This window comes from Dyella kyungheensis (assembly GCF_016905005.1).
GTDB lineage: Bacteria > Pseudomonadota > Gammaproteobacteria > Xanthomonadales > Rhodanobacteraceae > Dyella > Dyella kyungheensis.
The window spans coordinates 136,294-150,210 of sequence record NZ_JADIKC010000004.1 but is presented as its reverse complement, the minus strand read 5'-3'; the positions used below and the strand labels follow the sequence as shown (position 1 = coordinate 150,210).

Here is a 13,917-nt window from a genome sequence, read left to right as displayed (position 1 = left end):
CCGGCGGCTCGATCAGGATCAGGCCATACATGCCATTGGCCACGTGCATGCCCACCGGCGCCGTCGCGCAGTGATACACATACAACCCCGCGTTGAGTGCCTTGAAACTGAATTGCGATTCGTGGCCAGGCGCGGTGAAGCTCGATGCAGCGCCGCCGCCAGGACCGGTCACACCGTGCAAGTCGATGTTGTGGGGCATCTTGTTGTCGGGCGCATTCTTCAGGTGGAACTCCACCGTGTCCCCTTGGCGCACGCGAATGAAACTCCCGGGCACCGTGCCGCCGAAGGTCCAATAGGTATAGGTGACGCCTTCGGACATCGGCATCTCCTTCTCCTGGACCTCCAGCTCGACGATCACCTTGGCTGGATAGTTGCGATGGATCGGCGGCGGTACGTTCGGTGGCACACCCAGCACGGCGCGGATGGGCTCGCCCTGCGGCGGACCGAAATCCATCGGTGCCTGCACGGCGGTGCCCGCACTCTTAGGCGCGGTTTGCCGAGGTGATGCACCGGCGGCCATGAGGGTGGCCGGCAGCAGGCCGGCAAGCAACGCAACAGCAGGTATCCATCGTGACATGTGACGCTCCCGGTAATCTGGCGCCAGACTAGGGAGCGCGATTTCTTGCCGACTTGACCGACATCAGTGATGACGGCGGTCGAGTGCCTCATGCGGCAACACGCCACGCAGCCGCCCGTCAGATGGTGCGCGAATAGCGAGCGGCTTCGGACGGCCTGTCGAGATACGCATCGAAACACATGGCGACATTGCGCAACAGCAGGCGACCGCGCGGGGTGACGCGTATCGAAGAGTCGTCGATGGTCACCAGGCCATCGTCGGCGCATCGCGCCAGGCGACCGAGTTCGGCAGCAAACGTTTCCGCAAAGGGAAGCTTGTGGCGTGCGCCGAAACGCGGCATCTCCAGCTCGCCATGACACATCAGTTCGCCGATGATCTCGCGCCGCACCACATCGTCGCCGCTCAGCATGAGCCCGCGAGCGACGGGCAGCCGTCCTGCGTCCAGCGCCGCTTCGTAACCGATCAGGTCACGCGCGTTCTGGCTGTAGCTGGCACCGACCCGGCTGATCGAACTCACGCCGAGACCGACGATGTCGCAATCGCCATGAGTGGAATAGCCCTGGAAATTGCGCTGCAGCGTCCCCGTCCGTTGCGCCCGCACCAATTCGTCATCGGCGCGGGCGAAATGATCCATGCCCACGTAGACGTAGCCCGCCTCGCACAACATGCGGAAGGCCTGCCCGAACAGTGCCAGGCGCTGGGCCGCACCGGGCAACTCGGCAGCGTCGATCTGCTGCTGCGCCTTGAACAGGTGCGGCATGTGGGCGTACCCGTAGACGGCGATACGATCGGGTGCGAGTGCGATGACCTCGTCCAACGTCTGCGCGAAACCGGCAAGCGTCTGCCTGGGAAGGCCGTAGATCAGGTCGACGCTCACCGAGCCGTAGCCTGCATCGCACGCCGCCTCGATGACCTCGCGCGTCTGCGCCACGCTCTGAATACGGTTGACCGCTACTTGTACCTCAGCATCGAAATCCTGGATCCCGACAGACAAACGATTAAAGCCAAGCGCAGCCAGATCGCGCACGTAGCGGCCATCGGCATAGCGTGGGTCGATCTCGATGCCGTACTCGCGTTGCCCTTCTCGTCGATAGGAGAAGCTGCTCTCCAACGCCCCGACCAGCCTTTCCATGCGCGGCGCATCGAGAAAATTCGGCGTGCCGCCGCCCAGGTGAAGCTGCAGCAGCGGTCGCTTGCGGTCGAACAGGGAACCCACCAGCGCGATTTCCCGGCGCAAATGATCGAGATAGCGATCGGCCCGGGTGACGTCGCGGGTGATGACGCGCGTGCATCCACAGTAGAAACACGGACTGAAGCAGAACGGCACGTGCACGTAGAGCGACAGCGGTCGCGGCGACTCGCCCTCGTTGGAGGCGGTGGCGACTTCGCGAAACGCGGCTTCATCGAAGCCTGCGTGGAATTGCGGCGCGGTCGGATAGCTCGTATAGCGTGGACCCGCGACGTCGTAGCGGGCGACCAGAACGGGATCGAATTCCGGAACGGTGATGTTCGTGCGCATGCGCGGCAGTATCGCCGCGGGACATGATCGCCGGGCTGATGCGAATCAGGGTGCTGCGGCATTTTGCTCGATCCCGCGCGGCATCAGGAGGGGATGCCGCGCGGATTGCACGCCCGTCGTCAGCGCTTCAGCGGCGCGATGGCCTGTTCGATCGAACCGAAGATCGACGCGCCCGAGGCATCGGTCACGTCGATGCGCAGGCTGTCGCCGAAGCTCAGGAACGGCGTGCTCGGCTTGCCATCGCGCAGTGTTTCCACCGTGCGCTGCTCGGCCAGGCAGGAAGCGCCCTTGCCGGTGTCTTCGTTGGCGATGGTGCCCGAGCCCACGATGGTGCCCGCGGTCAACGGACGCGTCTTCGCCGCGTGGGCCACCAGCTGCGCGAAATTGAACTGCATGTCGACGCCGCATTCGGCTTCGCCGAACCACTTGCCGTTGAGCCAGGTACGCATCGGCAGGTGCAGCTTCTCGTCCTGCCAGGCATCGCCCAGTTCGTCCGGCGTCACGAACACGGGCGACAGCGCGGAGCGCGGCTTCGATTGCAGGAAACCGAAACCCTTGGCGAGTTCGCCGGGAATCAGGCCGCGCAAAGACACGTCGTTGACGATACCGACCAGTTGGATGTGCGCCGCGGCCTGTGCCTGCGTCACCGCCATCGGCACGTCGTCGGTGATCACCACCACTTCGGCTTCCAGGTCGATGCCGTAATCCTCGCTGGGCACCACCACCGGATCGCGCGGGCCGAGAAAACCGGCGCTGGTCGCCTGGTACATCAGCGGATCGGTGTAGAACGATTCGGGCACTTCGGCGCCGCGTGCGCGACGCACGCGCTCCACGTGCGGCAGGTAGGCGCTGCCGTCGACGAACTCGTAGGCGCGCGGCAGCGGCGAAGCAAGCGCGTGCATGTCGAGTGCAAACGCGTCCTTGGCGGCGCCGTTGTTCAGTTCTTCGTACAGCGCATTCAGGCGCGGCGCCGTGCTCGACCAGTCGTCCAGCGCGGCCTGCAGCGTGGGAGCGATGCCGCTGGCCTTGACGGCCTGCGTCAGCGCGCGGTTGACCACGATCAGCGTGCCGTCGCGACCGCCTTCCTTCAATGAACCCAGTTTCATGCTATCGCTCCAACGGGCCGCACTCAGCTGCACCCTTCCACGTAATCGATTTGTGGCGGCACGCCCACGCGCCACGCTTTTACCCTGCCGTCGGCGCCGATGTCGAAGATCAGCACGGCACCGCTCTCACCATCCACACGGAACACGCTGGCCGTCGCATCGTACTTGGACGTCCATTGCCGCACCTTGCCCGCGTACAGCGCCATCACGTCCGCCTTGGCCATGCCGACCTTGCCACCGCCCGGCGCCGTCTCCTTGTCGCCACGCACGTCGTAACGAACAAAACGGCCGTGCTCGAGCATGAAGGTGAGCTCGAAGGGCGTCTTCGCCCACACCGGAGCGTACATCGCGCAATCGGATCCCGCCTCCGCCCCGCCCTTCAACTCGCCGCTCCAGGCTTTGCGGAAGGCCGCCTCGTCCATGCCAAAGCGCATGTCGCCGAAACCCTGCCAACGGGCCTGAGTCGGCGCGCCCTGATCTGTGGAGGTGGTTGCGGCCGACGCAGGCGCTTGCGCCGGTGCCTCGTCGTGCGACTGGCACGATGCGAGCATCACGCATAGCGACAACAGGCAGAACCGACGCAGCGTCATCGCCTCAACTCCCGCTGAAATGCTTGTGGATGCCCTGCCAGCATTCGATGTAATTGCCCTGCAGTTCCGGCGAATCGAGCGCCTGCCTGGTCGGATGAATCACCCGGCGCGTCTCGAACATGAAGGCCATGGTGCCCGCGATGACGTCGGGCTGCGACAGGTCGCGCGTCGACGCCTTCTCGTAGGTGGCTGCGTCGGGACCGTGACCGGTCATGGAATTGTGCAGCGAGGCGCCGCCCGGCGAAAAGCCTTCGGCCTTGGCGTCGTATTCGCCGGTGATCAGACCCATGAACTCGCTGGCGATGTTGCGATGGAACCACGGCGGGCGGAACGTGTGCTGCGCCACCAGCCAGCGCGGCGGGAAGATCACGAAATCCATGTTGCTCACGCCTTCCGTGTCGCTGGCCGAGTGCAGCACCAGGAAGATGCTCGGATCGGGATGATCGAAGCTGATCGAGCCGATCGTGTTGAAGCGGCGCAGATCGTATTTGTACGGTGCGTAGTTGCCGTGCCAGCCCACCACGTCCAGCGGCGAATGATCGATGGCGGCGCGCCACAGGTTGCCCTGGAATTTCGCCACCAGCTCGAACTTGCCTTCGACGTCTTCGTACGCCGCCACCGGCGTGAGGAAGTCGCGCGGGTTGGCCAGGCCGTTGCTGCCGATGGGGCCCAGATCGGGCAGGCGCAGCATCGCGCCGAAGTTCTCGGCGATGTAGCCGCGCGCGGTGTCGTCCAGCAGTTCGACGCGAAAACGTACGCCGCGTGGGATCACCGCAATTTCCAACGGTTCCAGCTCGATGATGCCCATCTCGGTCGCCAGTTTCAGGCGCCCTTGCTGCGGCACGATCAGCATTTCGCCGTCGGCGTTGTAGAAGAAGCGCCCCTTCATCGAGCGGTTGGCGGCATACACATGGATGCCCACGCCGGTCTGGTCTGCCGCGCCGCCATTGCCGGCCACGGTGAACAGGCCATCGAGGAAATCGGTCGGCTCGCTGGGCAGCGGGAACGGGCTCCAGCGCAACTGGTTGGGGTTGGCTGGGACTTCGTTGAAGCGGTTGTGGAAGCATCCTGCAGGCATCGCCTCGAACGGGTGATGCATGGCCGCGGGGCGGATGCGATACAGCCAGCTGCGGCGATTGCTGTGCCGCGGGGCGGTAAAGGCGGTGCCGGAAATCTGCTCCGCATACAGGCCATGCGGTGCGCTCTGCGGCGAGTTCTGCCCCTCGGGGAGCGCACCGGGCAAAGCCTCGGTGGCGAATTCGTTGGCAAAACCTGACAAGTACTGCTGGTGTTTGCTGGCTGACATAGAAGCTCCGCAATCTGCCCAAGAGGCGGGGGCGTATACAACCCTCGCGATCCTATTACTCTTGCCTTACGAATGTTGGCCGCCTCACCCGATGGAAGAGGCGTTGTTCTCTATTGCAACGACATCACAAGGAAACCGCATGTCCGACTCGTACTCTTCGCTGGGCCAGGCCACCGCGAACCACTCCGTCCAGGATCTCAGCCAGCCGCTTGCCTCGGGCAAGGGATGGATGAAGTTCGTGGGCATCATGTTCATCATCCAGGGGGCCGTTACCGCCCTCACCATCGTCGGCATCGTCATCGCCTGGCTGCCCATCTGGACGGGTGTGCTGCTGATGCAGGCCTCCAGCGCGATCGAACGAGCCCAGCTGACCGGCGATTCCAGCGCGCTGAAGGAATCCCTCGCCCGCCTGCGCACCTATTTCATCATCCAGGGCGTGCTGTACCTGGTCGGCATCGTCGTTGTCGTGCTGTATTTCATCTTCTTCGGCGCGATGTTCGCCGCCATGATGAAGAACGGCACGTTTCCGCACTGATCCCGATGCATCGTGGCCGCCTTGCGGCGGCCACGATGCCGATGTGCTTACAGGAAACCGCGCTTCATCTGGTCGCGTTCGATCGACTCGAACAGCGCCTGGAAGTTGCCTTCGCCGAAGCCCTCGTTGCCCTTGCGCTGGATGATCTCGAAGAAGATCGGGCCGATGTTGTTCTGGGTGAAGATCTGCAGCAGCTTGCGCTGCTTGGTCTCCAGGTCGGCATCGATCAGGATCTTGTTCTTGGCCAGGCGCGGCACGTCTTCGCCATGGTTGGGAATGCGCATGTCGATCACGTCGAAGTACGTGTCCGGCGTATCGAGGAATTCCACCCCCGTCGCGCGCATCGCTTCCACCGTCTCGTAGATGTTGTCGGTGAACAGCGCGATGTGCTGGATACCCTCGCCGTGGTACGCGTCGAGGTATTCGTTGATCTGCGACTTCGGATCGCTCGACTCGTTCAGCGGGATGCGCACGATGCCGTCCGGCGCCGTCATCGCCTTGGACACCAGGCCGGTCTTGGCGCCCTTGATGTCGAAGTAGCGGATCTCGCGGAAGTTGAACAGGCGCTCGTAGTAATCGGACCACTTCTGCATGTTGCCGAAGTAGAGGTTGTGCGTGAGATGGTCGATGAAGGTGAGGCCAAAACCCTTCGGGTTCTGCTCGGCTCCGGCGATCGGCTCGTAGTCGCCGTCGTAGATGCTGCCCTTGTCGCCGTAGCGATCGATCAGATACAGCATGCAATCGCCGATGCCCTTCACCGCCGGCGCGTTCACCGCCTTGGTGGCTTCGGCCTTCGGGTTCACTGCTTCGCCGCCGTTGCCGAGCACGACGCCGAGCACGTCCTTGGACGGCTTCTGGAAGCGGATGGCGAAGCCGGCCGCGCACGGGCCGTGGGCCTGGGCGAATTCGGCGGCATAGGATTCGGGGTCTTCGTTGACCAGCAGGTTCACGCCGCCCTGGCGATAGACCGTGATCGGACGCGACTTGTGCTTGAGCACGGCGCTGAAACCCATCTTCTTGAACAGGGTGTGCAGCTCGTGGCCACGACCGGCCGGTGCGGCGAATTCGACGAATTCGAACCCGTCGATACCCATGGGGTTTTCGAACGTGGTGACCTGCATGCCAAGATTGGGCTGCGCACTCATGGGGCTCTCCTGATGGATCGGTGCTCAGATGGCCTACGCCTAAGCGTGCGACCATCCTCATAAGCCTCACGTTATAGTTACATATGAAACCATTTGCAAGGAGCGCCGCAGCAGTGCCCGACGAACACCACCCCGACCACGCGCCGCTGGAGCTGGAACATTTCCTGCCCTACCGGCTCTCCATCCTGTCCAACGCGGTCAGCCAGGCCATTGCCGACGATTACCAGCGCCGATTCGACCTGAGCATGACCGAATGGCGCGTGATGGCGGTGCTGGCGCGCTTCGACGGCCTGTCCGCCCGCGAGGTAGCCGAGCGCACCCTGATGGACAAGGTGGCCGTGAGCCGCGCGCTCTCAAAGCTGGTGGAGACCGGCTGGGTGACCCGGGCCATCCACGACGGCGACAAGCGCCGCTCCGTGCTGGGCCTGAGCGAGGCCGGCTGGGCCATCCATGAAGTGGTGGCGCCGATGGCCCGCGAGCATGAGCGCAACCTGCTGTCCAAACTGGACGACGAGGAACGCAGCTGGCTGGTGCGCATCCTGGACAAGCTGCAGGCAATCGAGCCGAAGTAACGGGGAACGAAAGGACGCCTTTCGTTCCCCGGTGTTCATCCAGCGGCGGTCATTTCACGCCGTGCATCAAGCGATTGATCAGCGGCGCGATCAGGAACAACAGCACGCCAGCCCCCGCCAGCAGGTAGAAGCTGAAGGTGAAGCCGCTGAGCGCCGAGGCCACGGTCATGCCGCTCTCGCCGCTGATGTGGCCGGCGAACAAGCCCGAGAGGTTGTTGCCAATGGCGGTGGAAAGGAACCAGCCGCCCATCGCCAGGCCCACCAGTCGGGTGGGCGCCAGCTTGGTGGTCATCGACAGGCCGATCGGCGACAGGCACAGCTCGCCGGCGGTCTGCAGCACATAGCAAAGCGCCAGCGGCCAGAACGGAATCAGGCCGTCGCTACTGACCAGCTCGTCCAACGCATACATCAGCACGACGAAACCCAGCGCGTTGCCGAGCAGGCCCAGGCCGAATTTGCGCGGAATGGACGGCTCCATGCGTCGCTTGTCGAGGAAGCCCCAGGCCAGCGACACGATCGGCGCCAGCACCACGATGGCCACCGGGTTCACCGACTGGAACCAGCCCACCGGGAATTCCCAGCCGCCGAACATGTTGCGGTTCACGATGTTCTGGGCGAGGAAGTTGAACGAGCTGCCGGCTTGTTCGAAGAACATCCAGAACAGCACGTTGAAGGCGAAAATGATCAGCATCGCGATCACACGATGCACCTGCACACGGCCGGTGCGCACTGCCTCGATCACCAGCATCACGCCCACGCCAACGAACAGCGCGGTGAGCAGCCACTGCAGCACCACCGCACCGGCCTTGGCCATCAACAGATAGAACACCGGGATGGCCACCAGCATGCCGAGCAGCACGTAGACCACGCGCATGCGGTTGGCCTGGTCAGGAGCCGGACGACCGACGCCTTGGAGCTGGCGACGACCGAACCAGAACCACATCAGGCTGATCAGCATGCCCACGCCGGAGGCACCGAACACCAGCTTGTAGTTCTGCTGCATCGGCGTATCGGTGAAGTGACTCGCCAGCCAGCCGGTGAGCAGCGGTGCAATCAGCGCGCCGCCGTTGATGCCCATGTAGAACAGCGTGAAGCCGCGGTCGCGACGCGAATCGCCCTGCTCGTACAGCTGCCCCACCATCGAGGAAATATTGGGCTTGAACAGGCCATTGCCGACGATGATGGTGGCCAGTCCGACCAGGAACACCTGCTCGTTCGGCAACATGATCATGAACAGGCCCACCGCCATCACGCTGGCCCCCAGCAGGATGGAACGCTGGTAGCCGATGATCTTGTCCGCCACGTAGCCGCCGAACACGGCCGTGGCGTAGACCAGCGCCAGGTAGGCGCCGTAGGTGCGGCTGGCGAACGCCTGGCCGGAAGCCTCGCCGTTGAAGAACTCGGCCACGATGTACAGCGTCAGCGCCCAGCGGATGCCGTAGAACGCGAAGCGCTCCCAGAACTCCGTCATGAACAGCATCCACAACGGGCGCGGATGCCCCAGGGTTTGCGGGTAATCGGGCACCGAGGGTGCGGGGGCGTTGGTGGTCTGGCTCATGCAATTCCCGGAAGGCAGGGTCGGCGCTGATCTGCCGACATCGAAATTTCTTGCGATATCGACATGTAACCGGCCGCGGCCGAGCCCGTCAAATGCACCGCACCATTCCGTGCCCCGGAGGGCGGCGTCCGGGCGGACGCCGCCTCATCGGAATCAACGCACGCCGTGCATCAACCGGTTGATCAACGGCGAGATCAGCAGCAGGAAGACGCCGGCGCCCGCCAGCAGCCAGAAACTGAAAGTAAAGCCCGACAACGCGGACGCTGCCGTCATGCCGCTTTCGCCGCTGATGCGGCCGGCCAGCAGGCCCGACAGATTGCCGCCCACCGCCAGCGACAGGAACCAGCCGCCCATCGCTAGGCCAACCAGCCGCGGCGGCGCCAGCTTGGTCACCATCGACAAACCGATCGGCGACAGGCACAGCTCGCCGATCGTCTGCAGCACATAGCAGGCGGTCAGCGGCCAGAACGGGATCAGCCCGCGGCTGTCGATCGAATAGGTCAGCGCGTACATCAGCGCGGTGAACCCCAGGCCGTTGAACAGCAGGCCGAGACCGAACTTGCGCGGAATCGACGGTTCCTTGTGCCGCCGCGCCAGCAGCGCCCACACCTGCGTCACCAGCGGCGCCAGCAGGATGATCGCCAGCGGGCTCACCGACTGGAACCAGCCCACCGGGAATTCCCAACCGCCGAACATCTGGCGATCCACCATGTTCGCCGCGAGGAAATTGAACGACGTGCCGAGCTGAAAATAGAACATCCAGAACAGGATGTTGAAGGCGAAGATGATCAGCATCGCGTACACGCGATGCAGCTGCACGCGATCATGCCGCAGCGCCTCCACGATCAGCATCGCCGCCACGCCGATGAACAGCAGACCCAGCAGCCATTGCAGGCCATTGGCGCCCACGAAGGCCAGCAGCAGATAGACCAGCGGCACCGCCAGCACGATACCCAGCAGCACCCACACCACGCGCATGCGGCTGGCCGCTTCCGGCGCCGGACGTCCCACGCCTTGCAGGCCGCGGCGACCGAACCAGAACCAGAACAGGCTGAGCACCATGCCGACACCGGCCGCACCGAATACCAGCCGATAATTCTGCTGCATCGGCGTATCGGTGAAATGGGCGGCAAGCCACCCGGTGAGCAACGGCGCTACGAACGCGCCGCCGTTGATGCCCATGTAAAACAGCGTAAAGCCACGGTCGCGGCGCTCGTCCTTCGGGCCATACAGCTGGCCGACCATCGAAGAAACATTCGGCTTGAACAGGCCGTTGCCGACCACCACCATCGCCAGGCCGAACAGGAACAGATCCTTGCTCGGCAACATCACCGCGAACAGACCCGCCGCCATCACCGCGGCGCCGATCAGGATCGAGCGCTGGTAACCGATGACTTTGTCGGCCACGTAGCCGCCGAAAATGCTCGAGGCATAGATCAGCGCCGTATAAGCTCCGTAAATTTTGCTGGCCCACGCTTCGCCGGACGCGTCGCCGTGATAAAAATGCGCCACGATGTACAACGCCAGGGCCCAGCTCACGCTGTAAAACGCGAAGCGCTCCCAGAACTCCGTCATGAACAACATCCATAACGGGCGCGGATGCCCCAGTGTTTGCGGAAAATCAGGCACCGACGCGGGCGCGGTCTCAGTGGTGTTGCTCATGCATGCCCCTTTGCAAGCGAAACGGCGCTGACCGCGCCATCAGTAGTTGTCGAATGACCCATTCCCAAGATGCCACGCGCGATCAGGTGCCCAGTTCGGTGCGCACGTCCAGCAGTTCCGGGAAGAATTCCAGTTCCAGCGCTTTCTTCAGGAACGCCACGCCCGAGGAACCACCGGTGCCGCGGCGGTGTCCGATGATCCGCTCCACCGTTTTCATATGGCGGAAACGCCAGAGCTGGAAACTCTCTTCCACATCCACCAGCTGTTCGCACATGTGGTATTCGGGCCAGAACGTTGCACGGTTTTCGTAAATGCGCTTGAGCACGGGCAGCAGACCTTGATGGCGCTGGTAAGGCTGCGACCAATCGCGTTGGGTCAGCTCGGCCGGCACGTCATGCCCGCGGCGCGCGAGATGGCAGAGGAATTCGTCGTACAGGCTGGGCGCTTCCAGCACCTCGCGCAGCGTGGCCTGCGCCGCAGGATCGTACGCAAACACCTGCAGCATCTGCGCGTTCTTGTTGCCGAGCAGGAATTCGATCTGCCGGTACTGCAGCGACTGGAAACCCGAGGAAGGCCCCAGCACGCCGCGGAATTCCAGGTATTCCGCGGGCGTAAGCGTTTCCAGCACACCCCATTGTTCAAACAGCTGGCGTTGCACCTGCTTCACGCGCGCCAGGATCTTCAGGCATGGATCGATCTCATCCTGGCGCAAATGCACCAGTGCCGCCTTCAGTTCATGGATGATCAGCTTCATCCACAGCTCGGCCACCTGGTGCTGCACGATGAACAGCATCTCGTCGTGGTGGGGCGGCTGGCTCAGCGGTTGCTGGGCCGACAGCAGCGTATCCAGCCGCAGGTAGCCGCCGTAGGTCAGTCGACCATTCAGGTCGAGTTCGATACCGGCCTCGAGGTCGCGCTGATTCTCGGTCATGGCCTGCCCTGTCGCGGAAAAGCGCCATGTTAACCGTTGTTCGCCCCCACCCCGTACCACCCCGCATGCTGCACCGTGCCTTGCAGCGCAACATATCCGCCTGTAATCATTTCCGTCTTGCTCAGGGCTTTACGTCCGCTGCTGGCCCCACTGGATGGGCCGCCGACGCCCCAGCACCCCACTTTCTCATTACTCACTCCGGGAGCGAGTCGTGTCTATCGCCGCCAAGTTTGAAATCGAATACCTCCAGTATCTCGATGCTGAAGGCAAGCAGGTCCGTGACGATCTGCCTGAATTCGCCAAGGATCTCGACCACATGGTCGAGCTGTACAAGCTGATGTTGTCGACCCGCGTGTTCGACGCGAAGTCGGTGGCGCTGCAGCGCACCGGCAAGCTCGGCACCTATGCCAGCTGCCTCGGCCATGAAGCGGCGCATGTGGGCATCGGCAGCGCCATGAAGCCGGAAGACGTGCTGGCACCCAGCTACCGCGAATACGGTGCGCAGCTGTATCGCGGCGTGCAGCCGCGTGAGGTCTACATGTACTGGGGCGGCGACGAGCGAGGCAACGACTACCAGAAAGAACCGGCGCGCCACGACTTTGCCTGGTCGGTGCCGATCGCTACGCAGTGCCTGCATGCCGCCGGTAGCGCGCTGGCGTTCAAGATCCGCAACGAGAAGCGCGTCGCCGTGTGCACCATCGGTGACGGTGGTTCGTCCAAGGGCGACTTCTACGGCGCCATCAATATCACCGGCGCGCAGAACCTGCCGATGGTGGCGGTGATCGTGAACAACCAGTGGGCCATTTCGGTGCCGCGCAAGATCCAGTCCGGCGCGCCGACGCTGGCGCAGAAGGGTATCGCGGCCGGCCTGTTCTCCATCCAGGTGGACGGCAACGACATCATCGCCGTGCGCAAGGCGATGGAAGACGCGCTGGACCGTGCACGCAACGGCCAGGGCGGCTCGGTGATCGAGGCGGTGACCTATCGCCTGTCCGATCACACCACCGCCGACGACGCGCGCCGTTACCGTGGCGAGCAAGAAGTGAAGGACGCCTGGGCGAAGGAGCCGATGAAGCGCCTGCGCAACTGGCTGGTGGCCAAGGGCGTGTGGGACGACGCCAAGGAAGAAGCCTGGAAGGCGGAATGCGACGACTGGATGGACAACGAGGTGAACGCATACCTCGAGACCAAGACCCAGCCGGTCACGGCGATGTTCGACTACACCTTCGCCGAAGTCCCCGCCGATCTCGCCAAGCAGCGCGATCTCGCCATCCAGCTCGACAAGAAGGCCCATTAAGTCATGGCACAGATCACCCTTATCGAAGCCGTCACCCAGGCACTCGCCTATGAAATGGCCCACGACGACAGCGTCGTGGTGCTGGGCGAAGACGTCGGCGTCAACGGTGGCGTGTTCCGCGCCACCCAGGGCCTGCAGGAAAAGTTCGGCGAACTGCGCGTGCTCGACACGCCGCTGGACGAAACCACCATTGCCGGCGTCACCGTGGGCCTCGCTGCCCAGGGCATGAAGCCGGTGGCCGAAGCGCAGTTCGAAGGCTTCATCTATCCGATGATGGAGCAGATCGCCTGCCACGCCGCGCGCATGCGCAACCGCACGCGCGGCCGCATCACCGTGCCGGCCGTGTGGCGCGCACCGTGGGGCGGCGGCATTCGCGCACCCGAGCATCATTCGGAAGCGAACGAGCACCTGTTCACCAATATCCCGGGCCTGCGCGTGGTGATGCCGTCGTCGCCGGCGCGTGCCTATGGCCTGCTGCTCGCCGCGATCCGCGATCCGGATCCGGTGATGTTCTTCGAGCCCAAGCGCATCTACCGCCAGTACAAGGAAGAAGTGCCCGATGACGGCGAGGCGCTGCCGCTGGACGTGTGCTTCGTCTTGCGCGACGGCACCGACGTCACCCTCGTCTCGTGGGGCGCACAGGTGAAGGAAGCGCTGGAAGCCGCCGACGCGCTGGCCGAGGAAGGCATCAGCGCCGAAGTGATCGACGTGGCCACGCTGACCCCGCTCGACTTCGACACCATCGCCGAGTCGGTGCAGAAGACCGGCCGCTGCGTGATCGTGCACGAAGCCCCCAAGACCGCGGGTTTCGGCGCCGAAATCGCCGCGCGCCTGGCCGAGGAATGCATGTACGACCTGCTCGCGCCGGTCGAACGCGTCAGCGGCTACGACACGCACATCCCGCTGTTCCGCTTGGAAATGAAGTACATGCCGAGTGCCGAGCGCGTGGTGGATGCCGCCAAGCGCGCACTGGCTGCCAGCTGATTGGTAAAGGGACAAGGGTGAATAGGAAATAGGAAAAGCAAGCCGCCTCGTTGTTGGAGTGCGCCACTTTTTCTCCCTTTGCCATTCACCCTTTACTCTTTACTTCCTCCGAATTCCTTTTCAAAAAAGCCCGGG

The 13,917-nt window shown here is 63.7% G+C and carries 12 protein-coding genes and 1 pseudogene; 4 read left to right on the top strand and 9 right to left on the bottom strand.

Annotated elements, in window-relative coordinates; all coding sequences use genetic code 11:
- Positions 1 to 58 precede the first annotated feature (58 nt).
- From ISP20_RS21600 to hmgA, 5 genes and pseudogenes are all read right to left on the bottom strand, one after another.
- Positions 59 to 319 (bottom strand): annotated as a pseudogene (locus ISP20_RS21600) (multicopper oxidase domain-containing protein); the annotation flags it as partial.
- Between the two features lie 376 nt (positions 320 to 695).
- Positions 696 to 2,096, bottom strand: a complete 1,401-nt coding sequence (gene hemN, locus ISP20_RS10645) for an oxygen-independent coproporphyrinogen III oxidase (RefSeq protein ID WP_204636072.1) — start codon at positions 2,094 to 2,096, stop codon at positions 696 to 698.
- Positions 2,097 to 2,215: 119 nt separating this feature from the next.
- Positions 2,216 to 3,202, bottom strand: coding sequence for a fumarylacetoacetate hydrolase family protein (locus tag ISP20_RS10640; RefSeq protein WP_204636071.1), 987 nt, complete (start codon positions 3,200 to 3,202; stop codon positions 2,216 to 2,218).
- A 23-nt stretch (positions 3,203 to 3,225) separates the two neighbouring features.
- On the bottom strand, positions 3,226 to 3,792 hold the full coding sequence (locus ISP20_RS10635) for a lectin (protein WP_204636070.1): 567 nt from the start codon (positions 3,790 to 3,792) through the stop codon (positions 3,226 to 3,228).
- A gap of 4 nt (positions 3,793 to 3,796) precedes the next feature.
- Complete coding sequence (hmgA, locus tag ISP20_RS10630; protein WP_204636069.1) at positions 3,797 to 5,098, bottom strand: homogentisate 1,2-dioxygenase; 1,302 nt, start codon at positions 5,096 to 5,098, stop codon at positions 3,797 to 3,799.
- A 139-nt stretch (positions 5,099 to 5,237) separates the two neighbouring features.
- On the opposite strand from hmgA, the gene ISP20_RS10625 reads away from it, so the two are divergent.
- The gene (locus ISP20_RS10625) at positions 5,238 to 5,633 is read left to right on the top strand and encodes a DUF5362 domain-containing protein (protein ID WP_204636068.1); all 396 of its coding nucleotides are present in this window, start codon (positions 5,238 to 5,240) and stop codon (positions 5,631 to 5,633) included.
- A 47-nt stretch (positions 5,634 to 5,680) separates the two neighbouring features.
- On the opposite strand, the gene hppD is transcribed toward ISP20_RS10625, so the two are convergent.
- Positions 5,681 to 6,778 (bottom strand): 4-hydroxyphenylpyruvate dioxygenase, encoded by a 1,098-nt coding sequence (gene hppD, locus ISP20_RS10620; RefSeq protein WP_204636067.1) that lies wholly within the window; start codon positions 6,776 to 6,778, stop codon positions 5,681 to 5,683.
- 83 nt (positions 6,779 to 6,861) lie between these two features.
- On the opposite strand from hppD, the gene ISP20_RS10615 reads away from it, so the two are divergent.
- Positions 6,862 to 7,350 (top strand): MarR family winged helix-turn-helix transcriptional regulator, encoded by a 489-nt coding sequence (locus ISP20_RS10615; protein ID WP_046972790.1) that lies wholly within the window; start codon positions 6,862 to 6,864, stop codon positions 7,348 to 7,350.
- Between the two features lie 49 nt (positions 7,351 to 7,399).
- Here the strand turns inward: ISP20_RS10615 and ISP20_RS10610 are convergent, their stop codons facing one another.
- The 3 genes from ISP20_RS10610 to ISP20_RS10600 all read right to left on the bottom strand — a co-directional run bounded on the left by ISP20_RS10610 (position 7,400) and on the right by ISP20_RS10600 (position 11,501).
- Positions 7,400 to 8,908, bottom strand: coding sequence for a peptide MFS transporter (locus tag ISP20_RS10610; protein WP_204636066.1), 1,509 nt, complete (start codon positions 8,906 to 8,908; stop codon positions 7,400 to 7,402).
- A 153-nt stretch (positions 8,909 to 9,061) separates the two neighbouring features.
- Complete coding sequence (locus ISP20_RS10605) at positions 9,062 to 10,570, bottom strand: peptide MFS transporter (protein WP_204636065.1); 1,509 nt, start codon at positions 10,568 to 10,570, stop codon at positions 9,062 to 9,064.
- An 82-nt stretch (positions 10,571 to 10,652) separates the two neighbouring features.
- Positions 10,653 to 11,501 (bottom strand): tryptophan 2,3-dioxygenase, encoded by an 849-nt coding sequence (locus tag ISP20_RS10600; RefSeq protein ID WP_204636064.1) that lies wholly within the window; start codon positions 11,499 to 11,501, stop codon positions 10,653 to 10,655.
- A gap of 211 nt (positions 11,502 to 11,712) precedes the next feature.
- Between ISP20_RS10600 and pdhA the strand changes: the two genes are divergently transcribed.
- Together pdhA and ISP20_RS10590 are read left to right on the top strand one after the other, a co-directional pair.
- Positions 11,713 to 12,798, top strand: coding sequence for a pyruvate dehydrogenase (acetyl-transferring) E1 component subunit alpha (gene pdhA / locus ISP20_RS10595; RefSeq protein WP_204636063.1), 1,086 nt, complete (start codon positions 11,713 to 11,715; stop codon positions 12,796 to 12,798).
- A gap of 3 nt (positions 12,799 to 12,801) precedes the next feature.
- Positions 12,802 to 13,782, top strand: a complete 981-nt coding sequence (locus ISP20_RS10590; protein WP_102301987.1) for an alpha-ketoacid dehydrogenase subunit beta — start codon at positions 12,802 to 12,804, stop codon at positions 13,780 to 13,782.
- Positions 13,783 to 13,917 lie beyond the last annotated feature (135 nt).